At 67.3% G+C, this 24640-nt stretch carries 25 protein-coding genes and 1 pseudogene; 12 read left to right on the top strand and 14 right to left on the bottom strand.

The window, feature by feature from the left end:
* Positions 1-183: MarR family transcriptional regulator (locus WA965_RS16060; RefSeq protein ID WP_526447791.1), on the top strand; the 183-nt coding region annotated here is incomplete at its 5' end.
* An 89-nt stretch (positions 184-272) separates the two neighbouring features.
* On the opposite strand, the gene sucD is transcribed toward WA965_RS16060, so the two are convergent.
* Positions 273-1178, bottom strand: coding sequence for a succinate--CoA ligase subunit alpha (gene sucD / locus WA965_RS16055; protein WP_526295338.1), 906 nt, complete (start codon positions 1176-1178; stop codon positions 273-275).
* Between the two features lie 12 nt (positions 1179-1190).
* Entirely contained in the window at positions 1191-2354 is a 1164-nt protein-coding gene (gene sucC / locus WA965_RS16050; RefSeq protein WP_526295340.1) for an ADP-forming succinate--CoA ligase subunit beta, read from the bottom strand.
* 288 nt (positions 2355-2642) lie between these two features.
* Between sucC and WA965_RS16045 the strand changes: the two genes are divergently transcribed.
* A complete protein-coding gene (locus tag WA965_RS16045) occupies positions 2643-3740 on the top strand; it encodes a M23 family metallopeptidase (protein ID WP_526295342.1) in 1098 nt (365 codons plus the stop codon).
* Positions 3741-4385, top strand: a complete 645-nt coding sequence (locus tag WA965_RS16040) for a hypothetical protein (RefSeq protein WP_526295344.1) — start codon at positions 3741-3743, stop codon at positions 4383-4385. It begins immediately after the preceding gene.
* On the opposite strand, the gene WA965_RS16035 is transcribed toward WA965_RS16040, so the two are convergent.
* On the bottom strand, positions 4382-6703 hold the full coding sequence (locus WA965_RS16035) for a UvrD-helicase domain-containing protein (RefSeq protein WP_526295346.1): 2322 nt from the start codon (positions 6701-6703) through the stop codon (positions 4382-4384). The two genes, WA965_RS16040 and WA965_RS16035, sit on opposite strands and share 4 nt — an antisense overlap.
* A gap of 200 nt (positions 6704-6903) precedes the next feature.
* Between WA965_RS16035 and WA965_RS16030 the strand changes: the two genes are divergently transcribed.
* Positions 6904-7224, top strand: a complete 321-nt coding sequence (locus WA965_RS16030; protein ID WP_526295348.1) for a chorismate mutase — start codon at positions 6904-6906, stop codon at positions 7222-7224.
* 55 nt (positions 7225-7279) lie between these two features.
* On the opposite strand, the gene WA965_RS16025 is transcribed toward WA965_RS16030, so the two are convergent.
* Positions 7280-9295: an SGNH/GDSL hydrolase family protein gene (locus tag WA965_RS16025; RefSeq protein WP_526295350.1), complete on the bottom strand. Its 2016-nt coding sequence runs from the start codon at positions 9293-9295 to the stop codon at positions 7280-7282.
* 98 nt (positions 9296-9393) lie between these two features.
* Positions 9394-10842 (bottom strand): NAD-dependent succinate-semialdehyde dehydrogenase, encoded by a 1449-nt coding sequence (locus WA965_RS16020; RefSeq protein ID WP_526295352.1) that lies wholly within the window; start codon positions 10840-10842, stop codon positions 9394-9396.
* A gap of 50 nt (positions 10843-10892) precedes the next feature.
* Here WA965_RS16020 and pgi point away from each other — a divergent pair, with 50 nt between their 5' ends.
* Positions 10893-12572, top strand: a complete 1680-nt coding sequence (gene pgi, locus WA965_RS16015) for a glucose-6-phosphate isomerase (RefSeq protein ID WP_526295354.1) — start codon at positions 10893-10895, stop codon at positions 12570-12572.
* Between the two features lie 49 nt (positions 12573-12621).
* On the opposite strand, the gene WA965_RS16010 is transcribed toward pgi, so the two are convergent.
* The 7 genes and pseudogenes from WA965_RS16010 to WA965_RS15980 all read right to left on the bottom strand — a co-directional run bounded on the left by WA965_RS16010 (position 12622) and on the right by WA965_RS15980 (position 16626).
* Positions 12622-13149 carry a hypothetical protein gene (locus WA965_RS16010; RefSeq protein ID WP_526295356.1) on the bottom strand — a complete coding sequence of 176 codons (528 nt, stop codon included), beginning with the start codon at positions 13147-13149 and terminating at the stop codon, positions 12622-12624.
* Complete coding sequence (locus tag WA965_RS16005) at positions 13142-13435, bottom strand: helix-turn-helix transcriptional regulator (RefSeq protein WP_526295358.1); 294 nt, start codon at positions 13433-13435, stop codon at positions 13142-13144. Before WA965_RS16005 ends, WA965_RS16010 begins: the two co-directional genes overlap by 8 nt.
* A 76-nt stretch (positions 13436-13511) precedes the next feature.
* Positions 13512-14261 carry an SDR family oxidoreductase gene (locus WA965_RS16000; RefSeq protein ID WP_526295360.1) on the bottom strand — a complete coding sequence of 250 codons (750 nt, stop codon included), beginning with the start codon at positions 14259-14261 and terminating at the stop codon, positions 13512-13514.
* A gap of 124 nt (positions 14262-14385) precedes the next feature.
* Entirely contained in the window at positions 14386-14859 is a 474-nt protein-coding gene (locus tag WA965_RS15995) for a zinc finger domain-containing protein (RefSeq protein WP_526295403.1), read from the bottom strand.
* A 156-nt stretch (positions 14860-15015) separates the two neighbouring features.
* Positions 15016-15258, bottom strand: a pseudogene (locus WA965_RS15990) (DNA-formamidopyrimidine glycosylase family protein); the annotation flags it as partial.
* Between the two features lie 5 nt (positions 15259-15263).
* On the bottom strand, positions 15264-15647 hold the full coding sequence (locus tag WA965_RS15985; RefSeq protein WP_178360587.1) for a phage holin family protein: 384 nt from the start codon (positions 15645-15647) through the stop codon (positions 15264-15266).
* Positions 15648-15705: 58 nt separating this feature from the next.
* Entirely contained in the window at positions 15706-16626 is a 921-nt protein-coding gene (locus WA965_RS15980) for a DUF4394 domain-containing protein (RefSeq protein ID WP_526295362.1), read from the bottom strand.
* Positions 16627-16916: 290 nt separating this feature from the next.
* On the opposite strand from WA965_RS15980, the gene WA965_RS15975 reads away from it, so the two are divergent.
* The 6 genes from WA965_RS15975 to WA965_RS15950 all read left to right on the top strand — a co-directional run bounded on the left by WA965_RS15975 (position 16917) and on the right by WA965_RS15950 (position 22411).
* Positions 16917-17822, top strand: coding sequence for a diiron oxygenase (locus WA965_RS15975; RefSeq protein ID WP_526447789.1), 906 nt, complete (start codon positions 16917-16919; stop codon positions 17820-17822).
* Between the two features lie 23 nt (positions 17823-17845).
* The gene (locus WA965_RS15970) at positions 17846-18550 is read left to right on the top strand and encodes a DUF4873 domain-containing protein (protein ID WP_526295366.1); all 705 of its coding nucleotides are present in this window, start codon (positions 17846-17848) and stop codon (positions 18548-18550) included.
* A 64-nt stretch (positions 18551-18614) separates the two neighbouring features.
* Positions 18615-19481 carry an LLM class flavin-dependent oxidoreductase gene (locus WA965_RS15965; RefSeq protein ID WP_526295368.1) on the top strand — a complete coding sequence of 289 codons (867 nt, stop codon included), beginning with the start codon at positions 18615-18617 and terminating at the stop codon, positions 19479-19481.
* A gap of 169 nt (positions 19482-19650) precedes the next feature.
* The gene (locus WA965_RS15960) at positions 19651-20595 is read left to right on the top strand and encodes a phytoene/squalene synthase family protein (protein ID WP_526295370.1); all 945 of its coding nucleotides are present in this window, start codon (positions 19651-19653) and stop codon (positions 20593-20595) included.
* A gap of 5 nt (positions 20596-20600) precedes the next feature.
* Entirely contained in the window at positions 20601-21311 is a 711-nt protein-coding gene (locus tag WA965_RS15955) for a class I SAM-dependent DNA methyltransferase (RefSeq protein ID WP_526295372.1), read from the top strand.
* Between the two features lie 50 nt (positions 21312-21361).
* Positions 21362-22411 (top strand): DUF5914 domain-containing protein, encoded by a 1050-nt coding sequence (locus tag WA965_RS15950; RefSeq protein ID WP_526295405.1) that lies wholly within the window; start codon positions 21362-21364, stop codon positions 22409-22411.
* On the opposite strand, the gene idi is transcribed toward WA965_RS15950, so the two are convergent.
* Positions 22338-22883: an isopentenyl-diphosphate Delta-isomerase gene (idi, locus tag WA965_RS15945; protein WP_526295374.1), complete on the bottom strand. Its 546-nt coding sequence runs from the start codon at positions 22881-22883 to the stop codon at positions 22338-22340. The two genes, WA965_RS15950 and idi, sit on opposite strands and share 74 nt — an antisense overlap.
* A gap of 42 nt (positions 22884-22925) precedes the next feature.
* Positions 22926-24113, bottom strand: a complete 1188-nt coding sequence (locus WA965_RS15940; protein ID WP_526295376.1) for an ROK family protein — start codon at positions 24111-24113, stop codon at positions 22926-22928.
* Between the two features lie 86 nt (positions 24114-24199).
* Between WA965_RS15940 and WA965_RS15935 the strand changes: the two genes are divergently transcribed.
* Positions 24200-24640: ketohydroxyglutarate aldolase (locus WA965_RS15935; protein WP_526447787.1), on the top strand; the 441-nt coding region annotated here is incomplete at its 3' end.

Here is a 24640-nt window from a genome sequence, read left to right as displayed (position 1 = left end):
CGGACCGTCTCCGATCTTGCTGCCGCCGTGGGCGTGTCGAATCAGTCGGCATCCGCCGCGCTCGGACGGCTGGCCGCCGACCAGTGGGTCACCTCGTCAAAAGCCGACGAAGACCGCCGAACCTCGTGGTACGACCTCACCGACCCGCTGCTGCGCGACTACCTGCACTACCGCGGTAGCTGACTCGCACGACGAACGCGCGCGTTGGTACGTCTGCGACGGGGTGTCGCCGTACCAACGCGCGCGCTCGCGATGCAAGGTGCGCGGTGCACCTAGCTCAGGTTTTCGAAGATCTCCCGAGCGAGCTCGGCGGTCTCCGACGGCGTCTTGCCGACCTTGACGCCTGCGGCCTCCAGCGCCTCCTGCTTGGCGGCGGCGGTGCCCGACGAACCGGACACGATGGCGCCGGCGTGGCCCATCGTCTTGCCTTCCGGCGCGGTGAAGCCCGCGACGTAGCCCACGACCGGCTTCGAGACGTTGGCCTTGATGTAGTCGGCCGCCCGCTCCTCGGCGTCGCCGCCGATCTCACCGATCATCACGATGACCTTGGTCTCGGGATCCTTCTCGAACGCCTCGATGGCGTCGATGTGGGTGGTGCCGATGACCGGGTCGCCGCCGATACCGATGGCGGTCGAAAAGCCGAGATCGCGCAATTCGTACATCATCTGGTAGGTCAGGGTGCCCGACTTCGACACCAGCCCGATCGGGCCCTTGCCGGTGATGTTGTTCGGCGTGATGCCGACGAGCGACTCACCGGGGGTGATGATGCCCGGGCAGTTCGGGCCGATGATCCGGGTCTTCTGACCTTTTTCCACGTTGTAGGCCCAGGCATAGGCGCTGTCCTGCACCGGGATTCCCTCGGTGATGACGACCAACAGCGGGATCTCGGCGTCGATGGCCTCGATGATCGCGTCCTTGGAGAAGGCAGGCGGGACAAAGGCGATCGATACGTCGGCGCCGGTCTCCTTCATCGCTTCGGCGACGCTCGCGAACACCGGAAGCTCGACGTCCTTGCCGTCCTTGTCCTGGTGCGTGACGGTCGTGCCCGCCTTGCGCGCATTCACGCCGCCCACGATCTGGGTGCCGGCCTTGAGCATCAGCTTGGTGTGCTTGGTGCCCTCACCGCCGGTGATGCCCTGGACGATGACCTTGGAGTCCTTGTTCAGAAAAATAGACATAGCAAGTGCCCCTTACTTGTTGGCCAGCTCGGCGGCCTTGTCGGCGCCGGCGTCCATGGTCTCGGCCTGGATCACCAGGGGATGATTGGCCTCGGCGAGAATCCGCCGGCCCTCCTCGACGTTGTTGCCGTCGAGCCGCACGACCAGTGGCTTGTTGGCCTCGTCGCCGAGGATCTTCAGCGCGTTGACGATGCCGTTGGCCACCGCGTCACAGGCGGTGATGCCGCCGAACACGTTGACGAACACGCTCTTGACCTGATCGTCGCCCAGGATGACGTCGAGGCCCGCGGCCATCACCTCGGCCGAGGCGCCACCGCCGATGTCGAGGAAGTTGGCGGGCTTCACGCCGCCGTGCTTCTCGCCGGCGTACGCGACCACGTCGAGGGTCGACATGACCAGACCCGCTCCGTTGCCGATGATGCCCACCGCGCCGTCGAGCTTGACGTAGTTGAGGTCGTTCTCCTTCGCCTTCAGCTCCAGCGGGTCGGTGGCGTCCTTGTCCTCGAACTCCGCGTGACCGGGCTGCCGGAAGTCGGCGTTGGCGTCGAGGGTGACCTTGCCGTCCAGCGCCAGGATCTGATCGTCCGGCGTCCGCACCAACGGGTTCACCTCCACCAGCGTGGCGTCCTCGCCGACGAACACGTCCCAGAGCTTGGCGATGGTGACGGCCGCGGCGTCGAGCACCTCGGCGGGCAGATGGCCCTGCTCGGCGATCGAGCGGGCGAAGGCCTCGTCGACACCCTTGACGGCGTCGACGGACACCCTGGCGAGCCGCTCAGGCTTGGTGGCGGCGACCTCTTCGATCTCCACGCCGCCCTCCACCGAGCACATCGCCAGGTAGGTCCGGTTGGAGCGATCGAGCAGGAAGGAGATGTAGTACTCCTCGGCGATGTCGCTGGCCTCGGCGACCAGCAGCTTCTTCACCACATGGCCCTTGATGTCCAGACCCAGGATGTTCTGGGCATGGGTGAACGCGTCATCCGGCGTCGCGGCGTACTTGACGCCGCCGGCCTTCCCGCGGCCGCCGACCTTGACCTGCGCCTTCACCATGACCGGCTTGCCGATCTCCTCGGCGATGGCCTTCGCGTCCTCGGCGGAGTCGGTGACCCGGCCGGGCGTCGTCGGGACGTTGTGTTTGGCGAACAGTTCCTTCGCCTGGTACTCGAAGAGATCCATGGACCCACTGTCTGTCTGTTGTTGTTATCCGCAGTCGCTGCGACTCTCCCGCCCGCCGGAATTCACCTAGGTGTTTGGTCCCGCCGGGCTCGGGGAAACTTTATCGACACGAACGCAGACCCTTGTCACCGCCCACCGCTCATGTGGTGGATCTCACCGCCGGCACATTCGTGATTCAAGTCACAATCTCCGGCGGAATAAGCGCTCGGGTTGCCACTTTGATTGGAATTTGGTTAACGTCCTCTGGTCTAAGTAACGGTGTGATCACGACGACAAGGACTTTTCAGGTTGCCTCAGCATCGTTCGCCTCGGCCCTATGAGGGATTGTCAGCGAACGCCCGCTCCGTAAGGGTCGGTAGCCGACTCGCCGTCGCAGCTCCAGAGGCCGCCGAAGTCACCGACATAATCCCCTTCAACGAATTCGGCGATCTGGCCGAACTCGACTTCCTGCCGCACGCCGCGTTCGACCGCGAAGCGCAGGTCATCCACGCTCCCGAACTCGACGACCTGCACGACACCGACGACCTCGTGCCGTTGCGTCTGGCCGTGCCCTCGGAGTTCCGCACCCAACCGCGTGCCGACCGTCGCGGGACCACCCGGGCGTACCGCGAGAGCCACACCGACGTCAGCGACGGCGCCGCGGCCACCGACGTGATCGACATGCGCGCAGGCAAGGGCAAGGGCCTGCACCGCAAAGCCGAGGTGCCCGTCCGGGGTCGCCTGATGGTGGCGGCGATGGCCGTCGGAGCCACCGCGGCCGGCGCCTACACCGTGACCAACGGTGCACCGAAGGCTCCCGCGGAGACCGTGCTCGCCGCTGATCAGACCGCGATGGGCGGCGGCGCCGTCATCACCGGGTCGGTGGACGGCATGCAGGTCGTGACCGTCACCCCGGCGGCGAACTCGGCCGTCCATGCCGAGGAGATCACCAAGGCCGCCGCGTTCGCCCAGGAGCGCGCCGAGCGGGAAGCCCGCCTGGTGCGGCCCCAGTTCGCGATGCCCACCCGCGGCGTGTGGACGTCGGGGTTCGGCTACCGCTGGGGTGTTCTGCACGGCGGCATCGACATCGCCAACTCGATCGGCACACCGATCCTGGCCGCCGCCGACGGCGTGGTCATCGAAGCCGGCCCGACCGCCGGATACGGCGCGTACGTCAAGCTCAAGCACTCCGACGGCACCGTGACCCTCTACGGCCACATCAACACCTGGGTGGTCGGCGTCGGTGAGCGGGTGATGGCAGGCGATCAGATCGCCACGATGGGCAACCGGGGCAACTCGACCGGTCCGCACCTGCACTTCGAGGTCATGGTCAACGGCTCCGACCGGATCGACCCCGTCGGGTGGCTGTCCAAGCGGGGATTGACCCCCGGCGGCTACGTTGGCTGAGTGGCCAGCGACGACAACCAGGCTTCAGAACCAGAAACGCGGATCCTCCGTCGCGCTCCGCTGAGCGCACCTTCTCAGCCGATCCCCTCTGCCCCGGATCAGCCGACGGGCATCATCCGGCGGCACCCCACCGGTGAGATCCCGGCGCCGGTCGTCGATCCCCCGACGACCGTTGTGCCCGAACTCCCCACATCCCTCATTCCCGCCGGCGACGGGCGCGACGACGTCCCCCGCGCCAAGCCCGCCGTCGTGGGACGTTCCCGAACCCCTTCGGCAGACCCGAAACCGGCCATCGCCACGGCGGTCGTGAGCATCCTGTCCGGGTGGGCGACCGCGGTGATCGCCACCGACCTGATCACCGGGTGGTGGGGAACGGACCTGTTGTTCTGCATAGCGATCGGCTTCCTGTCGGCGGTCTCCGCGGCGGGCACCATCGGCGGGGTGATCGCGTTGTTGCTGCGCCGACGGATCGGCCGACTGCTGATCGTGGTCGGATCCGTGGTCGCGATCCTGATCTTCGCCAGCTTGTTCGTCGCAGGCGCCAAGCTACCGGCGGTGGTTTATGCGATGCCGCTGCTGCCGTTGGCGTCGATCGGGCTGGCGATGCTGCCCGAAACCGCACTCTGGGGCCGCACGGGCTCCTAGAGCTTTGCCACCGGGGCGTGGTTGTGCATCAGCTTCACCCGACCGGCACTGCCGAAGTCGATCAGCGACATGGCGGACTCACCGACGCCGGACACCTCTTCGACCCTGCCGAGGCCGTACTTGTCGTGGGTGACCCGGTCGCCGGGTTCCAGCACCAGCAGCGCACGCTTGCCGGCCGACGACCGCGCCGGCGAGGGCCGGGGGGTGCCGAACCGACCTGCACCACTGACCGGCGCGGAGAACGACGACGCCTGCTCCGTGCGGCGCCAGTCGATCAGTTCCTGCGGGATCTCCCGCAGGAAACGTGATTCCGGGTTCAGCATCGGCTGACCCCACGACGAGCGGATCTTGGCGCGACTGAGGTAGAGCCGCTGCCGGGCTCGGGTGATGCCGACGTAGGCCAGCCGACGTTCCTCCGACAGCTCGAGCGGATCGCCCAGCGCCCGCATGTGGGGGAACATGCCGTCCTCCCACCCGGTGACGAAGACGACCGGGAACTCCAGCCCCTTGGCGGTGTGCAGCGTCATCATCGTCACCACGCCCGAGCCGTGCTCTGGGATGTCGTCGGCGTCGGCGACCAGCGACACCCGCTCGAGGAAAGCCGCCAGCACACCCGTGTCGGGGATGTCCTCGTCCTCGGGCTCGGTTTCCGCCAGCGCTTTGGCATTGGCCAGGTCGATGCTGAATTCGTGGGCGACGCTGACCAATTCGTTGAGGTTGTCGAGCCGCGCGAGGTCCTGCGGATCACTCGACGATTCCAGTTCGACCCGGTAGCCGGTGCGGTCGAGCACGGCCTCCACCAGCTCACCGAGGCCCTCGTCGAGTTTGCCCCGAAGCTCGTCGAGCAGTCCGACGAATCCGGCAATCGCCTTCTCCGCACGTGTGTTGAGCACCGGCACCCTGCCTTCGGCGGCGGCCACCAGGGCGTCGTTGAAGGTGGCGCCGGTGCTCTCGGCGTACACCGCCACACAGGCTTCGGCGCGGTCACCGATGCCGCGGCGCGGAGTGTTGAGGATGCGCCGCATGCTCACCGCGTCCCCCGGGTTGTCCAGCACCCGTAGGTAGGCGACGATGTCGCGGATCTCCCTGCGCTCGTAGAAGCGCACTCCCCCAACAACTTTGTACGGTATGCCGGCCCGGATGAAGACCTCTTCGATGGCCCGGGACGAATTGTTCGTGCGGTAGAAGACGGCGACGTCGTTATAGGAGAAGTCGGTCACCGAGTCGGAGAGCGCGTCGATCTCCTGCGCGACGAACCTGGCCTCGTCGTGCTCGTTGTCGGCGACGTAACCGACGATCAGGTCACCGTCGCCGGCATCGGTCCACAGCCGCTTCTCGCGCCGTCCGGCGTTGCGGGCGATCACCGAGTTGGCGGCATTCAGGATCGTCTGGGTCGACCGGTAGTTCTGTTCCAGCAGAATCGTTGTGGCGTTGGGGAAGTCGCGTTCGAAATCCTCGATGTTGCGGATCGTCGCGCCGCGGAACGCATAGATCGACTGATCGGCGTCGCCCACCACGCACAGCTCGGCCAGCGGCACCGAGTCGGTATCGGCGGCCCCGACCCCCACGAGTTCGCGCACCAACATGTACTGCGCGTGGTTGGTGTCCTGGTACTCGTCGACGAGGATGTGCCGGAACCGGCGTCGGTAGTACTGCGCGATCTGCGGAAAGGCCTGCAGCACAGCGACTGTCTCGCCGATGAGGTCGTCGAAGTCCAGAGCGTTGGCGGCACGCAGCCGCCGCTGGTACTCCCCGTACACCTCGGCGGTGATGCGCGCCAGATCGTCTGCGGCCTCCGACGCCTCGGCCGCCGCCTGCTCGGGCCCGATCAGCTCGTTCTTCAGGTTGGAGATGCCGTTGGACAGCACGCGCGGTGAATGTCGTTTGGTGTCCAGACCCATGTCCTTGCCGATCATAAGCAGCAGGCGTCGCGAGTCGTCGGCGTCGTAGATGGAGAAGTTGGAGTTGAGGCCGGGCAGCAGCGAGGCCTGGTTGCGCAGGATCCGCACACACGTCGAGTGGAACGTCGACACCCACATGCTGCGGGCCCGGGGACCGATCAGCGCGACGATACGTTCGCGCATCTCCGCGGCGGCCTTGTTGGTGAACGTGATGGCCAGCACCTGGCCGACACCCACGTCACGGGCGGCCAGCAGATAGGCGATGCGGCGGGTCAGAACGGCGGTCTTCCCGGACCCGGCGCCTGCCACGATCAGCAGCGGTGCGCCCTCGTGCAGCACGGCCAGGCGCTGCTGCGGGTTCAGCCCTTCGAGGAGCTGCTGCTGATCGGTGTCGCTCGTGACAGGAGAAGCGGTCATATCCGCTCAAACCTACCGCCGCACGGCGACACTCTTTGCGCTGGCACGGCCGGTAGTGGCACACTCATTGGGTGCTTACTGCGCAGCAGCGATTTTTTTACGGGTACCGGCCTGCGGTGCCCGTGGTGTAGCTGCTTCCCAGAGCCCCGCGGTCCGCTTCCGGATCCGGGGCTCGTTTCTTGTGGGAGGCCCGAAATCGGATGAGGCCAGGCTCTTCAGACAACAAGAGTTCGGAGACCCACGACATGACGACGACGGAAACTTCTCAGGCGCCCGCCGGCCCCGACATCGATGACCTGCGCCAGGAGATCGATCGCCTCGACGCGACGATCCTGGAGGCGGTTCAGCGCCGCACCGAGGTGTCGCAGCTGATCGGCAAGGCACGGATGGCCTCCGGCGGCACCCGTCTGGTGCACAGCCGGGAGATGAAGGTCATCGAGCGCTACAGCGTGCTGGGCGCCGAGGGCAAGAACCTGGCGATGCTGCTGCTGCGCATGGGCCGCGGCCGCCTCGGGCACTGACCCCTCGCGAATTCGGCGCGTATACGCACCGTGACGGTGGTGGCGCGCGCCCGATTCACCCGGGCCGCAGCGCCTCGGTGAGCCACGGCGTCAGCCATTCGACGGCCTCCGGCGTCGGGTGTACGCCGTCGCTGCGCATCCGGATGCCGTCGACCTTCACCTGGTAGTAGCCGTTGGGGCTCAACTTCCGGTTCAGATCGAGCACCGTGGCGTTCTCACGCTCGGAGACCACGCTGCGCAACAACGTGTTCCAGCGTTCGACGCGCTTCGGTTGGTCCTCCGGGTAGAGGCTGCCGTCCGGCTTCTCCGCCCTGCGGTTGTAGGGCTCGGTGGTCACCACGACCCGCGCTCCGGTCGAGCCCAGGATGTCCAGTGCGCGGTTGAGTTCACTGCGCAGGTAGGCGTCATAGCCGGACTCGCCGATATGCGTCCAGCGGCCTTCGTTCATCCGGTCGACGACCTCCCAGCGCCCGACGATCAGCAGCACCACGTCCGGGCGCTCGTGGGTGATCCGCTGGGACCACCGACCGGGCCAGGCGTCGCACTCGGGCTTCTGGTCGAGCTCCTGACCGACGTACTCGTAGGGTCCGCCGCGGGCGATGCCGCACCCGATGGTCGTGTAATCGGCAAAATTCAGCCCCGGCGTCTGCGGCAGGTAACGCATCAGGGTCCACGCGATGGAGTCGCCGAACACCGCGACCGTGGTTTCTCCGGGCACCCGCGGCCGCGCCGGTACCGACACCTCGACAGGGATCTCGGGCGCGATCAGCGCGGCGGTGTCGATCTCGGGTCCGGGCGCCGGCTTACCGGTCGGCACCCCCACCGGCATGATCGTCATCGTCAGCACCGCGGCGGTCGCCGCCGTTGCAGTGGCAAGCGGCAGCATCGGCACAGACACGGGTCGCCATCGCAGGATGGGCTGCTCGATGGCCCACCACACCACGGTGGCCACCGCGATGGTCGCCGCGCACCGCAGCGCGAACAGTTCCCATCCCGTCGTGCCGGTGCGCTCGCCGTTGATCACCAGGAAGATCGGCCAGTGCCACAGGTAGACCCCGTACGAGATTGCGCCGAGCCCCACCAGCGGTGGCAGCGCCAGCAGGCGGGCGACGGGCCCGTCCTGTTCGAGTGCCACCGACGCGACCACGAGGACCGCCGCGACGGCGACGACGATCAGCAGGCCGTGCCGGAACTCCGCCGCGCTGCCGGTGGCGAGGTGGGCTGCCAGTCCCAGTACCGAAAGACCGACGACCGGTACGACGCGCGCCAGCCATCGGGCCCACCGCGAGCGCAGGATCACCATGCCGGCGGCCAGTCCGCGCCAGTCGCGCACCAGCAGTGCCGCAGCCGCCGCTCCCACGAGCAGAGCCTGCATCCGGGTGTCCGTGCCGAAGTAGACACGGTTGAGGTTCCCGTCGGAGGTGACGAGCATGGTCGCACCCGCGGAGGCGATCACACCTGTCGACGCGACGACAAAGACCGCGATGCGGATCGCCCGCACGGTCAGTGGCACACCACGGCGATACGCCACCGTTGCCAGACCCGCGACGACGGCGGCCAGCAACAGCGGCCAGAGCAGGTAGTACTGCTCCTCGACGCCCAGCGACCACGTGTGCTGCAGCGGGGACGGCGGCGCGCCCGCAGCGAAGTAGTCGGTCCGCTCGGCGACGAACATCCAGTTGGACATCCAGAAGAAGGTCGCGACGGCGTGGTCTCGAAGGTTGGTGGTGGATTCCTCGGCGAACAGATCGCGCGCCGCCACGACCGCGAGCACCATCACGATCAGCGCGGGCAACAGCCTGCGGGCACGGCGAATCCAGAAGTCCTTCAAGCCGATCTGGCCGCTGCGGCCGATCTCGTCGATCAGCAGCGAGGTGATGAGGAAACCGCTGAGGACGAAGAAGACGTCGACACCGAGGAACCCGCCGGACAGCCCGGGAACACCGCCGTGATCGGCCAGCACCAGCGCGACGGCGACCGCCCTGACACCGTCGAGAGCGGCGATCCCCCGGCCGGCGCTCACATATCGGCGTGGGCCCAGACGGATCGGCGCCGCACTCACGGCAGTCACGGTCCCGGGCCCTCCTGATCATTCGCAGCCACGTGCGAATCAGGAATTTTATGGGCTGCGCGGCGCCGGATCGGGAAGGCGCGCGGCCGTGCTGCGCGCTAGTTGGTCAACGCGATGTACTTGGTGTCGAGGTACTCCTCGATGCCCTCGGATCCGCCCTCACGCCCGAAGCCGGATTCCTTGATCCCGCCGAACGGGGCGGCGGCATCGGAGATCACGCCGCGGTTCACGCCGACCATGCCGGACTCGATGCCTTCGGCCACCTTCAGCGCGCGGTCCAGGGACTGCGTGTAGATGTAAGCGGCCAACCCGTACTCGGTGTTGTTGGCGGCGGCGATACCCTCCTCCACGGTGTCGAAGCCGGTGATGGGGGCGACGGGTCCGAACACCTCCTCCTTGAGGATCCGGGCGTCGGCCGGCACGTCGGCCAGCACCGTGGCCGGGTAGAAATTGCCGGGCCCGCCGGGGGCGACGCCGCCGATCGCCACGGAGGCACCACGCGACACCGCGTCGGAGACCAGATCGGCGACAGTGTTGACCTGCTTGGAGTTGATCAGCGGGCCCAGTGTCGACGCCGGGTCCAGGCCCTTGCCGAGGGTGAACTCGCTCATCCGCTTGACCATCTTCTCGGTGAATTCGGCCCGCACCGAGTTGGCGACGTGGAAGCGGTTGGCCGCGGTGCACGCCTCGCCGCCGTTGCGCATCTTGGCCAGGATCGCGCCGTCGACGGCAGCGTCGATGTCTGCGTCGTCGAACACGATGAACGGTGCGTTGCCCCCGAGCTCCATCGAGGTGCGCAACAGCTTGTCCGCCGACTGCTTCACCAGGGCCTTGCCCACCCCGGTGGACCCGGTGAACGTCAGCTTGCGCAGCCGGCCGTCGTTGATCAGCGCCTCGGTCACCGGCCCGGGGCTGCTCGTCGGCAGCACCGACAGCACACCCTTGGGTAGGCCGGCCTCGTCCATCAGCTTGGCCAGCAGCAGCATCGTCAGCGGCGTCTCCTGGGCGGGCTTGACGATCATCGTGCACCCTGCGGCGAAGGCCGGCCCCATCTTGCGGGTGCCCATCGCCAGCGGGAAGTTCCACGGCGTGATCGCATAGCAGGGCCCGACGGCCTGCTTGGTGACGATGATGCGTCCGTTACCCGCGGGGCTGGGCGTGTAGCGGCCACCGATGCGGACCGCTTCTTCGGCGAACCAGCGGAAGAATTCGGCGCCGTAGGTCACCTCGCCCTTGCTCTCGGCGACCACCTTGCCCATCTCCAGGGTCATCAGCGCGGCGATCTCATCGGCCCGCTCGGTGATGGCCTCGAAGACCGCGCGCAGGATCTCGCCCCGCTTGCGCGGCGCGGTCCCGGCCCATTCCGCCTGAACCGCGCAGGCCGCGTCGAGCGCGGCCCGCGCATCGTCGGGCGTCGCGTCGGCGACCGTGGTCAGCACCTGGTCGTCGCTGGGGTCCAGCACGTTGAAAGTCGATTTGCCCTCGCGTTCTTCACCACCGATCCAGAGTCCGGTGGGTACCGAGTTCAGAAGCGCGGAAGTATCCATACCTCCATCATTTACTCCCTCGGTCGCCCGGCCGCACTAGGGTTCTTCACATGGGTGCCGAGACCTCTGCCAACACCTCCACAATCCCCGACATCACCGCAACGCCCGCCTGGCGGGCGCTGTCAGAGCATCACGGCGAGATCGGCGGCGAGCAGCTTCGTGAGCTGTTCGCCCAGGATCCCACCCGCGGCACCGAACTGGCGCTGACGGTGGGCGACCTCTACATCGACTACAGCAAGCACCGCGTCACCCGGCAGACCCTGACGCTGCTGCTCGATCTTGCGCGGGCGGCCAAGCTCACCGAGCGTCGCGACGCGATGTTCTCCGGCGTCCACATCAACACCTCCGAGGACCGGGCGGTGCTGCACACCGCGCTGCGTCTGCCCCGCGGGGTCGACATGACGGTGGACGGCCAGGACATCGCGGCCGACGTGCACGACGTGCTCGACCGGATGGGCGAGTTCGCCGACCGGTTGCGCAGCGGCGAGTGGCGCGGCGCCACGGGCGAGCGCATCACCACGGTCGTCAACATCGGCATCGGCGGGTCTGATCTGGGGCCGGTGATGGTGTACGACGCGCTGCGCCACTATGCCGACGCGGGCATCTCGGCACGGTTCGTCTCCAACGTCGACCCGGCCGATCTCGTCGCCAAGCTCGACGGATTGGACCCTGCCGCAACACTTTTTGTCGTCGCCTCGAAGACGTTCACCACGCTGGAGACTCTGACCAACGCGACGGCGGCGCGCCGTTGGCTGATCGACGCGCTCGGCGATGAGGCGGTGTCGAAGCATTTTGTCGCCGTGTCGACCAACAGCAAGCTGGTCGGTGAATTCGGCATCAACACCGACAACATGTTCGGTTTCTGGGACTGGGTCGGCGGGCGCTACTCGGTGGATTCGGCGATCGGCCTGTCGGTGATGGCGGCGATCGGCCGGGAACGGTTCGCGGAGTTCCTCGGCGGGTTCCACCTCGTCGACGAACACTTCCGGACAGCCCCGCTGGAGGCCAACGCGCCGGTCCTGCTCGGCATGATCGGGCTCTGGTACAACAACTTCTTCGGCGCGGGAACCCGTGCGGTGCTGCCGTATTCGAACGACCTGTCCCGGTTCGCGGCTTACCTGCAGCAGCTGACGATGGAGTCCAACGGCAAGTCGGTGCGCTCCGACGGCAGCCCCGTCACCTCCGACACCGGTGAGATCTTCTGGGGCGAACCGGGCACCAACGGCCAGCACGCGTTCTACCAGCTGCTGCACCAGGGCACCCGCATGGTGCCCGCCGACTTCATCGGTTTCAGCGAGCCCACCGACGACCTGCCCACCGCCGACGGCACCGGCAGCATGCACGACCTGCTGATGAGCAACTTCTTCGCCCAGACCCAGGTGCTGGCCTTCGGTAAGACCGCCGAGGAGATTGCCGCAGAAGGCACCGCCGCTGACGTCGTGCCGCACAAGGTGATGCCCGGGAACCGCCCGACGACCTCGATCCTGGGGACCAAGTTGACGCCGTCGGCGGTCGGTCAGTTGATCGCGCTCTACGAACACCAGGTCTTCGTCGAAGGCGTGATCTGGGGTATCGACTCGTTCGACCAGTGGGGTGTGGAACTGGGCAAGACGCAGGCCAAGGCCCTGCTGCCGGTGATCACCGCTGATGCGGCGCCCGCCGAGCAGTCGGATACCTCCACCGACACCCTGGTGCGTCGCTACCGATCCGAGCGCGGCCGCACCGCGTGATTTCGGTGCCGTCCGACTTGTCACGGGTGACGGGCGGCCCCGAAGTCACTCAGGCATCGGGGTCGGGACGGGTCCAGCCCAGGATCATCGCCGGGGTGCAGCCGCCGACCAGCAGCACGGTCAACGCCATCAGCCCGCCGGCGTAGGCCATGTCCGCGTCGGCGCCGCGGGTGATCACCGAGCCGAAGATCAGATATGCGATCGGGATCATCATCAGGTTCTGCGTCACGGCCAGTCCGACCGACCGGGCGCTGTTGCGCTGCGCCAACTCGAATTCGTCCAGCGTGGCCAGCGGTGCGTCACCCTGGCGGCCCGACACGATCTGAAGGACCAGCCACAGCGGGAAGAAGACCAGGCACGCCGGTAGCCACAGCAGCGGTGCCCACTGGATGCCGAACGCACACATCAGGCTCACCACGAACATGAAGGCGAACGTCAGCGCCAGCCCGGTGACCAGCGCCCGGCGGCGACGCTGGGTTCGCCAGGCGGGCAGCGAGTTGGCATACGTGCGTTCATTTTTGAGAAAGCGTCGGGTCCGGTAGTTCTGGTACCGATCGATCAGGGTCGCGTCAGGCATGTGTAGTACCTCCTTGCGGTCGTCCGTCTTTCCGGTAGAACTCGGTCGACAACGGGGTGAAGGGCTCTCGGGAGAACACCGCCTCGACGGGCAGGTCGAACACTTCACAGATGCGGAACGCCAGATCGAGGCTGGGATAGTGGTCCCCTCGCTCCAGCGCACCGACGGTCTGCGGATTGACGTCGATCAACTCCGCAAGCTGCGCCCGTGTCAGTCGCCGCTCGGCGCGCAGCACGCCGATGCGGTTGTGGATGGGGAACGTGTCCCCGCGTCGTACCGGACTCACCTAACTGATTGTTGGGAAAACCCAACGAACTGTCAAGGTGTTCAGTCGACGACCGCGGCGGCCTGTTGACGACCCGTCAGGCGAAGCGATTGGTGAAGCGGGGCGGCAGCACCTTCATCAACTCCACCAGCGGCCACCAGGGCCACCCCGGCACAACCGCGCGGCCCTTCTCCTTCTCGATCGCGTCGACCATCGCCTTGACGCCGGTCTTGTTGTCGACCATCAGCATCGTCGTGTTGGATTTTGCCGTCATCTCCGACTCGATGTAGCCGGGCTCGAGCACCGTGATCTTGATCGGGCCGGACGGGTACTCGGCCCGCAATGACTGCCCCAGAGACGTGACGCCGGCCTTGCTCGCCGAATAGGCAGCCTTGTGGCCGGGCACGCCGACGTTGCCGAGCACCGACGACACGAGGACCAGATGGCCTTTGTTCGCGGCCTTGAACATCTCCATCGCGGTTTCGATCTGGACAAGGGCCGCAACAAGATTGGTCTCGATGGTGGCCTTGTTCGCCCACGGTTTGCCGCCGCCGAGCGGGTAGCCCTTGCCGATGCCCGCGTTGACGATGACACAGTCGATGCCGCCGAGTTCCTCCGACAGCTCGCCGAACACCTTCGGCACCTGCTCGTGGTCGTTGACGTCGAGAGCGGCGACGGCGACGGTGATGTTCGGGTGGCGCGTGGTGAGCTCGGTCCTCAACTCGTCGAGGTTGTCGAGTCGACGCGCGCACAGCGCGAGGTCACGGCCCTTGGCGGCGAACTCGCGGGCCATTCCGGCGCCGAGGCCCGAGCTCGCACCGGTGATCAGGATCTTCTGCCGAGTCATTGCGGCAGGATAACCGAGTTAGACAAGTGGCAACCAATCGTCGGGACTCCTTTCCCGCCGAAACGGTATTCCACGCGGGCCAATCGCAGGAAATCCCGCGCGGAGTGCAGTCTCGGCGCGATTGCTATTTGAGCAGCCGCGACATCCGCCGGTCGGCGAGCACCTTGCCGCCGGTCTGACACGTCGCGCAGTACTGAAACGATTTGTCCGCGAAGGACACTTCGCGCACGGTGTCGCCGCAGACGGGACACGGCAGCCCGGTGCGGGCATGCACCCGCAGGCCGGAACGCTTCTCCCCCTTCAGCGTTGCCGCCTGTTGCCCCACCGACCTCGTCACGGCGTCGGTGAGCAGGGAGATCATCGCGTCGTGCAGCGCGCTCAGTTGCGCTTCGGTCAGCTTGTTCGCCGTCGCGAACGGGGAAAGCTTCGCGACGTGGAGAATCTCGTCGCTGTAGGCGTTCCCGATGCCCGCGATCACCTTTTGATCGGTGATCACGGTCTTCACCCGTCCCGACTGCCCGCGTAGCGCTTCTCGCAGTCCTTCCCGGCTCAGCGTCAGCGCGTCGGGGCCGAGAGCGGCGATCTGAGGCACCGCCATCGGGTCGGTCACCAGCCACACCGCCAACCGCTTCTGGGTGCCGGCCTCGGTCAGGTCGAATCCCACCGTGTGGTCCGGAGTGCTCGGATTCCTCAAGTGCACCCGCAGCGCGATGGGTCCCTTCCCCGGCTTGAGCGGCGCCGCGGCGAGCTTGTCCGACCAGCGCAACCAGCCCGCACGCGACAGGTGGGTGATCAGGTACAGATCGCCCACCTGCATCCCGAGGTACTTGCCCCACCGGTGCGCGTCGACCACCTGCTGCCCGGTCAGCGCAGACACCGGCGGGTCGAACGTCTTCAGCACCGACAGCGCCGAGACGTCGACGCGGCCGACGTTCAACCCGACGGCGTGCCGGCGCAGATGATCGGCGAGCGCTTCGACCTCGGGCAGTTCGGGCATGACACTCAGTCTGCCTTCACTATCAGTGAGAGCAGCCAACTCACGATCGACAACACGATGCCCGCCCAGACCGCCGTCCACCAGAAGTCGTCGATGAACAGCCCCCAGCCGGTGGTGTGCTCGGTGATCCACGAGGTGATCCACAGCATGAAGGCGTTGATGACGATGTGGATCAGGCCCAGCGTGAGGACGTACAGCGGTATGGAGATCAGCTGGACCACCGGCTTGATGATCGCGTTGACCACCCCGAAGATCACCGCGACGACGAAGATGATGCCGACCCTGGCCAGGGTGGTGTCGCCGCCGACGAACTCGATGCCCGGCACGAGCAGCGTCACCAACCACAGTGCCAGCCCGGTCAGTCCAGCGCGAATGAGGAACTGCGCCATGCGTCAGATCCTCCCACAACTGCCCTCGCAGCCGCCCGATCCGCAACCGCGCGTCTCGTCAGGCGGCCGACAGCACCGTCATCCCGTCCAGCCCGCCGCCACCGATCGGCCCGACGACGGTCGCCGCTCCCGTGCCGACGTCGATGCGGTAGAGCGTGGACCCGAAGGCGCCGTAGGCATTGCCGGCGGCGTCGATGTCAAAAGCCGACGGGCCGTCGGCCGGAACGCCGAGCGGACCGACGGTGTTCAAGATGCCCGCATTCGGCGGGTTCTGCAGGACCACAACGCCTGCGGCGCTGTCGACGACGAACAGTTTGGTTGTCGCGGTGCCGGCGACGTTGTCGCTGTAGGCGGCCGCAGTAGCCCGCGGCAGCTTCCCGGCGTTGACGTCCGCAGCAGTCACCGGGGTGGGCGGGGACATGGCGTCGGCAGGATCTCCGGGGGCGGCGTACTTCAACGCGCCGTCGTAGAACGTGGTGCCCGCCTTCGCACCGGGAGCGGCGGTCGCGGTCGACGGACGGTCGGCCACGACGATGCGGAGGTCCTGGCCGGTATCGGACACGACCCGCAGCAGGTCGGCGGCCGGATTGAAATCGACACCGAACGCGGCGCCGACCGGCACCACGGCGCTGCCGTCGGTGTTGAGCGTCAACCGCGGTCCCGGCGTGGCCATCGCGGTGGTGCCCCCGTTGCCCACGGTGACGGTGTACAGCGTCCCGGACGCGCCGACTCCCCACACGGTGTTGTCCACCGGCCGCAGGTCGATGCCGAGCAGGCGATCGCCGGGTTGCAGCCCGACCACGGGCGCGGCGACCGCGGCTCCGGGGTTCGAGGGAGAGAACGTCACCAGCGTCGCGCCGTCCCGCACCCCGTAGACGACGCCGTCGGGATAAGCGCCGGCCGGGGACGCCGCAAACAGGGCGGCGCCGACGAGGGCACCTGCCAGCAGCGGTGTGGTCAGTCCAGTGGTCTTCGGCATGTATTTCCCTCGGTTCGGCGACTTCCCGCCGACCCTAGCAAAATGCCGACTTCGCGTCGCCCACTGCAGATGAGAAGACAGTCTGTTCACAGACAAGTCACAATTAGCTCATCAAGGGCATCGTCTGCGGAGGATCGACCACTCCGACGTCATCCGAATACGAGATCGGCGCTCAGATACAGCAAATCGTGACCCAAAGTATCCGGTACCCGGGGTATTGACAGCTTCCGGCCGACGCCGTTAGGTTGCCTAGCATTCGCGCCACTTCGTCTATCGGAGGGATGTCAACGGTGACAGCTTCGATCAGGGCCACAAGCCCCACCACCCGCGAGCAGGTCGCCGAACGCCTCCTCAAGGGCTCGGTCAAGAAGTCCTACGCCCCGGTCGTGGACATCGACTGGAATGCGCCCCTGGACGCCGACAAGTTCTTCCTGCCACCCAAGACCGTGTCGCTGTACGGCACGCCGTTGTGGGACAGCATGACCCGCGAGCAGCAGATCGAACTGTCCCGGCAGGAATTGGTCAACACCCTGTCGGCCGGAATCTGGTTCGAGAACATTCTCAACCAGGCGTTGCTGCGCAAGATCATGCACCAGGATCCGACCGCCCGGGCGACGCACTACGAGCTGACCGAACTCGGCGACGAGACCCGGCACATGGTGATGTTCGGCAAGGCGATCGACCGGGTGGGCGCGAAGCCGGTGCGGCCCAGGCGGTATCAGCGGATCATCATCAACGCATTGCCGTTCGCCTTCCAGGGCTCGATGCTCTGGGTGGCGGCGCTGATCGGCGAGGAGATCTTCGACTCCCTGCAGCGTCAGATGATGGATGATCCCGAGCTGCAGCCGGTGGTGTCGCGGCTGATGCGGATCCACGTCGCCGAGGAGGCGCGCCACATCCAGTTCGCCCGTGACGGCCTGCGCAAGCGTGCACCCCACCTGCGTCGCGTCCCGAAGTTGTTCATCTCCAACATCAATGGCGTGGGTGGCGTGTTCTTCCAGCGCTTGTTCAGCAACCCCGTGCAGTACCGGCGCGCCGGACTGGACCCGCGGGAGGCCCGTCGCGCAGCACGCACCAGCGCGCACCGCCACGAAGTGCAGGTGCTCGGGTTCGCCCCACTGGCGGCGTTCCTCGACGAGGTCGGCTTGATGGGACCGATCGCCCGCAGGATGTGGAAGCGCAGCCGCTTCCTGTGACCGACGTCGACACCGTGGCGTACGTGAGTCGACGTGAGACCGAACAGGCCGTCTTCGACGAGGTGACCCACGCCTGGACCGTCGACGGGCGCCGCGCGCGGGTGCTCATCGCGACCGACGGAACCCTTCCCGCGGCTTTCGCGTGCCGGGCGGACGGCCTCGAGCCCTATCTCGGGGTGGCGGTGCACGGTGTGCCGAACTACTTTCTGATCACCGGTCCGGACACCGCGGCGCAGAAGGGCTACATCGCCAAATGTATTGCGCACCTTGGCCGCACCGGCAGTACCCGGATCGAGGTGCGCGCCAGCACCCAGCGGTTCTATGACGAACACTCACGGGGTCCGGCGCATCGCCGCGGACTCTACTGGCGCCGGGTGGGCCGACGGATCCCGTCGGCGTTCGAGGTCCGCGGGCACGGGGACGACGCCGACGACGACGCCGTCTACGACGGGCCCGCCACGGTTGTCATCGGCGGCCGCACCCACCAGACCCAGGCACGGCTGACCGGGCGGGTCGACCCGATCGACGGCCGGTATCACTGGCAGGGAACGATATTCGATGCGGGATTCGAGGTCCGGCTGCCACAGGAGCTGACCGTGGCGGTGGACGGCCACGCCGCCGAGGCCCGGCTGACCGAGCGCACCCCGTGGTCGACGTACCTGGTGGTCGGCGTGGGGGCGCCGCCGTTCACACTGGCGGACATCGAGGTCGACGTTCCACCGCTCTGACCGCTCCGGCACCGGCATACTAGAACGCGTTCTAGTATGCGGTCACTGACGAGCAGGAGACGATGTGCGATTCACGTTCGCGGAAGCGATGACCGATCCGACGTTCTACATTCCGCTGGCGAAGGCGGCCGAGGCGGCCGGCTACCACGCCATGACGATCCCGGACAGCGTCGCCTACCCGTTCGAATCGGATTCGAAATACCCCTACACCCCCGACGGGAACCGCGAGTTCCTCGACGGCAAGGCGTTCATCGAGTCGTTCGTGCTGACGGCCGCACTGTGCGCCGTCACCACGACGTTGCACTTCAACCACTTCGTGCTCAAGCTGCCGATCCGCCCGCCGGCCCTGGTCGCCAAACAGGCGGGCTCGCTGGCGGCGATGTTCGACAACCGGCTGGGACTCGGTGTCGGCACCAGCCCGTGGCCGGAGGACTACGAGCTGATGAACGTCCCCTACGCCAAACGCGGCAAGCGGATGGACGAGTGCATCGACATCATCAAGGGGCTCACGTCGGGCGACTACTTCGAGTACCACGGCGAGTTCTACGACATCCCGAAGACGAAGATGACACCCGCGCCGTCCAAGCCGGTGCCGATCCTCATCGGTGGGCACGCCGACGCCGCGCTGCGACGGGCCGCGCGCAACGACGGCTGGATGCACGGTGGTGGTGATCCCGAGGAACTCGACGCACTTCTGGCGAAGCTCAACCGGTTCCGTGAGGACGAGGGGCAGACCGGCAACTATCAGATCCACGTCATCTCGATCGACGCCTACACAGCCGACGGCATCAAGCGCCTCGAGGACAAGGGTGTCACCGACGTCATCGTCGGCTTCCGGATTCCCTACATCTCAGGCCAGGACACCGAGCCCCTCGATACCAAGATCCGCAATCTGGAGATGTTCGCCGAGAACGTCATCGCCAAGGTGTGACGGCCCGATCAGCGGATATCACGAACCGGCAAGGCCGAGCCGCCGAGGTCGGTACCGTGGTCTGGATCGAGCACATGGATGGCCTGATGCGCACAGCCCCCGAACGCGCCCGGATCGGCCGCGTCACCGGGGTCGCCGGCCGACGTGGGCCCCGGACGGTGCCGCCACGATGATGGGTTCGGAGTTGGACGCCGCCGGGGTGCGGGATGAGGCGCTGCGCGAGGCCTACCGGCGTTGCCGCGCCATCAACGCCCAGCACGGCAAGACGTTTTTTCTGGCCACCAGACTTCTTTCCCCTGCTCAACGACCCGCAGTGCATGCGCTCTACGGATTCGCGCGAAGCGCCGACGACATCCTCGACGGATTCGACCCCCGTTCTGTGGTGCAACGCGCCGAACAACTCCACGACATGGCGTGCGCTCTGTCCGACCGCCTGGTGGAGGGCAAGCCCAGTGACGGCAACCCGATTCTGGACGCTGTCGTGGACACCGCCCAGACCTACGACCTGGACTGGCAGCTGTTCGACGATTTCCTCGGCGCGATGCGAATGGACCTCACGGTCACCGACTATCCCGATCGCGCGGCTCTGGACCGGTACATGCACGGCTCCGCCGAGGTGATCGGGCTCCAGCTACTTCCGGTGCTGGGCACGGTCGGCCCACGGGAGGAGGCCGCACCGTATGCGGCGGCGCTCGGCAAGGCGTTCCAGCTCACCAACTTCCTGCGTGACATCGACGAAGACCTGACACGTGGGCGGGTGTACCTACCCGCCGACGAGTTGGCGGCCCACGGCGTCGACCGTGAGGTGCTGACCCGGTGCCAGCAGCGTCGCACCACCGAGCCTCGGGTCCGTGCGGCGTTGGTCGAGCAGCTCGCCCTGACCCGCAAGATCTACAGGGACGCCGAGCTGGGCGTCGCGTTACTGCATCCGCGGTCGCGGCCGTGTGTCAATGTCGCACTGACGTTGTACTCGGAGATACTGGACTGCATCGAGGAGACCGACTTCGCGGTGTTCGTCCGGCGGGCCACCGTCTCGACGACGCGCCGCCTGCAGGTCGCCACTGCGGGACTCGCCAGAGCATGGCGGGCCCGTGCCCGCCGACAGGAGGTATGAGCTGTATGAGCACACGACGCTATGACGTTCCCGAGGCGTTCGACGCCGGGGCCGATTCCTACGACGGTCTCGTCGGCGCCAACCCCGGTTACCACCAACATCTGCGACTGTCGGCACAACGAATGCAGTTGCCCGACGGCGGCCGCGGACTCCGACTGCTGGACATCGGCTGCGGCACAGGCGCATCCACCGCGGCACTACTGAGCGCGGCCCCGCACGCCGAGATCGTGGCCGTCGACGGCTCGGCCGGCATGCTGGCCTGTGCCCGGGCCAAGGACTGGCCCTCGTCGGTCACCTTCGTCCACAGCCGCGCCGAAGACCTCGCGGACGCGGGCGTGACCGGACCGTTCGACGGTGTCCTCGCCGCCTATCTGGTCCGCAATCTCAGCGACCCGGACACCGTGCTGAAATCGCTGCGCTCGCTGATGTCTCCGGGGGCGGTGTTCGCCGCCCACGAGTATTCGGTGCGCGATTCCCGGGTGGCCACCGCCATATGGAACGCGGTGAGTTGGGCGATCATCATCCCCGCAGGGCGGCTGCGCACCGGCGACGCCGAGCTCTACCGCTATCTGCGCCGCAGCGTCAACGACTTCGACGGTGTGACACAGTTCCGGAACCGCCTGCAGCACAGCGGGTTCACCGAGGTCCGCAGTATGACCGTCCCCGGCTGGCAGCGAAACATCGTGCACACCTTCCTCGCCAGGGCGCCGCAGTGAGGGTCTTCGATCGGCTGGCCGCGACGGCCGCCAAGGCGTGGCCGTTCGAGATGCTGCCACGCATCCCGTGGGCCGGACAGACCCCGACCTACGGGCAGGCATCACCCGCGGTGATCGGCGCGGCCCTTGCGCGTTCCCAGAAGCGGCCGAGCGGCAATTGGTTCACGATCGCCGCCAGTTCGGCGATCACGGCCGCGCCGTACCGCGCCGAAGTGGCGGGCGCCCAGCTGGTCTGCTGGCGCGGCGCCGACGGTCAGGTGCGGATCGGACCGGCACGTTGCCCCCATCTGGGCGCCGATCTGTGCACCGGCACCGTCGATCGTGATGCGCTGATCTGTCCGTGGCACGGGCTTCGGTTGACCGGCGACTCGGCGCGATCCGGCTGGGCGCCGCTGCCCGCTCACGACGACGGGGTCCTGGTCTGGGTCCGCCTCGACCGTATCGGTGGCGAAACACCCACTCCCGAGCCGATCGTCCCGGTCCGACCGGTCGGGCCTCAGATCGCGGCGGTCACCCAGCTCAGCGGGGTCTGCGAAGCCACCGACATCATCGCCAACCGGATGGACCCCTGGCACGGCTCGTGGTTTCACCCGTACTCGTTCACCAAGCTCGAGGTGCTCAGCGCCCCACCGGCGCACGACGACGTGCCTGAGGAGTTGGACCGGTTCCTGGTGGCCGTCACGTTCCGCATCGGCCGGCTCGGCATCCCGGTGATCGCCGAGTTCACCAGCCCTGAGAAGCGCACCCTCGTCATGCGCATCCTCGAGGGTGAAGGCACCGGCAGTGTGGTCGAAACCCATGCCACGCCAAATGGATACGGCCGGGACGGGCTTCCTCGCAGCACGGTGATCGAGGCGGTCATCGCATACTCCGAGCGTCCCGGTTTCGCCCGTGCCCTTCCGGCCGCGCCGTTGATCGCGCCACTCATGCGCCGCGCCGCAGATCGGTTGTGGCGGGACGACTTACGCTACGCCGAGCGACTGCACACCGTGCGTCGGGAAGACGCCGACGGCGCGACGGATCTGCTCACGCCGACCCCGCCCACGACGGAAGAGTCGCGGCATCCAGCAACGGCACCTGGTCGCGGGCCCACGGACTGATCGCCCAGTCCAGCGTCGCCGCGGTGCACACCTGATCCCAGCCCACCCAGGCCAGGTCCATCACCTCGTCGGGTTCGGCGGTGATATCGCCGGCCGCCAACGCGCAGAAGACCGGACACACCTCGTTCTCCACGGTGCCGTCGGCGGCCTCTGCGCGGTAACGGAATTCGGGGAGCACACACACCACCTCCGCCAGGGTGGTTCCGAGTTCCTGCCGACCGCGACGGCGCACCGCCTCCTCGACAGGTTCGTCGGGACCGGGGTGGCCGCAGAATGAATTCGTCCACACCCCCGGCCAGGTCTGTTTTCCCAGGGCGCGACGGGTGAGCAGCACGCGCCCGGTTCCGTCGAAGAGGTAGCAGGAGAACCCGAGATGCAGAGGGGTGTCGGCATGATGCACCTGCGCCTTCGCGGCGGTGCCCACGGCGTTGCCGGCATCGTCGAGCAGCACCACCCGTTCCTCGTGACTCACACGCCTCCCTCTTTCCCTTCGGTCCCTGTCTCGTACGCTGTGTCACCGCGACGCGGCGACCAACCCGTCGATCGCCTCGGTGCCGAGAACGTGGTCGAGCACCATCATTGCGCTGCCGATGACGCCGGCCCGGTCGCCGAGCGCCGCCGGAACGATCTGCAGCGTGCGGGTCGCCAGCGCGGTCGCGTTGCCGTACAACGTCTCTCGCAATCCGGCTACGAAGATGTCGTAGGCGGCCGCGACATCTCCGGCCACCACCAGGGCGGCGGGGTTGAGCAGGTTGACGGCAGCGGCGAGCACCTCGCCGACGTGCCGACCGCTGTCCCGCAGGAGTCTGCGTGCCAACGCATCTCCCCCGTGCGCCAACTCGACGACGTCGCGGAGATTCTGGACCGGCCTGCCCTCCTGCCGCAGCGCGCGCACCAACGCCCATCCCCCGGCAACCGCCTCGAGACAACCGATGTCGCCACAGCGGCACGCTCGGCCGTCGGCCGCGGCGGTTTTGTTGTGGCCGAACTCGCCTGCTGCACGAATCGCACCGCGCTGCAGCGCCCCGCCGGAGATGATGCCCGCTCCGAGGCCGGTTGATGCCTTGATGACCAGGACGTCGCCGAACGTGCGCCCGGCCCCGACGCGCCATTCGGCGAGGGCGATCACGTTGGCGTCGTTGCCGAGTATCACCGGGGCGTCGGTGAGCTCACTGAAGTACGGGATCAGGGGTGCGCCGTCCCAGCCGCTCAGGATCGGCGTGTCGACGCTGCTGCCGCGCTGCTGATCGACGGTGCCGGGCAGGCTGAGGCCGACGCCGAAGATCCGCGCATCACGGCAACCCGATTCGGTCAGCATCAGGTCGAGGCGCTTGACCACATCGGGCATCAGATCGTTGGGGCCCAGGCCAGGCTCTTGGTCGATGTCGGCGTTCGCCAGCACGTCGCCGGCCAGGTCGCACACCGCCAGGCGGGTGCGACTGCCACCGACGGCAGCGGTGAGCACCACTCCCGCCGCGGCGTTGAAGCTCAGCAGCGTGGCGGGCCGTCCGCCCGTCGACAGCGCCTGTTCGCGTTCGATCACCATGTTGCGCGCGGTGAGTTCCCTCACCCTCGCGGTCACCGCGGTCCGGGACAAACCTGTGAGCTTTCCGATCTCGGATCGTGTCACCTCACGCTTTTCCCTGATCAGGGCATACACATCTCCCACAGTCGTTGCTGGAGAGATCCTGAACAGTGCCACCGAACCCACGCTAACCACCAGGCTTTTGCATTTCAAGTGCAGAAGTCAGATTGAGAAGTACCGAATTCGTCTCTACCGTTGAGCCGATGAAGGAACCGAGATCGTTGTTGGACGTCGCCCCGGTGATGCCCCTCATCAGCGTTCGCAACCCCGCCGACGCGGCGTCCGTGGCCCGCGCACTCAGCCGGGCCGGGCTGCCGCTCGTCCAGGTCGCGCTCGGCACCGCAGCTTCGCTGGACGCCATCGCCTGCATCTCCGCGGACGCACCCGAGGTAGTTGTCGGGGCCGGGAACATCACCGATGTCGACCAGCCCGCGCTCGCTTGGGCCGCAGGCGCCGAGTTCCTGGTCGCCACGACCGGAGCCGCACCCCTGCGGGCCGCGATGCGCGATACCGAACTGCCGCACCTGCCCGGGGCCACCACAGCACTGGAAGCCGTGGAGCTTCTGGAGGACGGCTACACCGACATGGTGCTGTTTCCCGCTGCGGCCGCCGGCGGCCTGCGGCACCTGCGGGCACTCGCAGCG

It is taken from the genome of Mycobacterium sp. (assembly GCF_049683935.1).
In the GTDB taxonomy this organism is placed as follows: domain Bacteria; phylum Actinomycetota; class Actinomycetes; order Mycobacteriales; family Mycobacteriaceae; genus Mycobacterium.
Note: the sequence above shows the minus strand (reverse complement) of the source record. Positions and strands in the feature narration are given on the sequence as shown.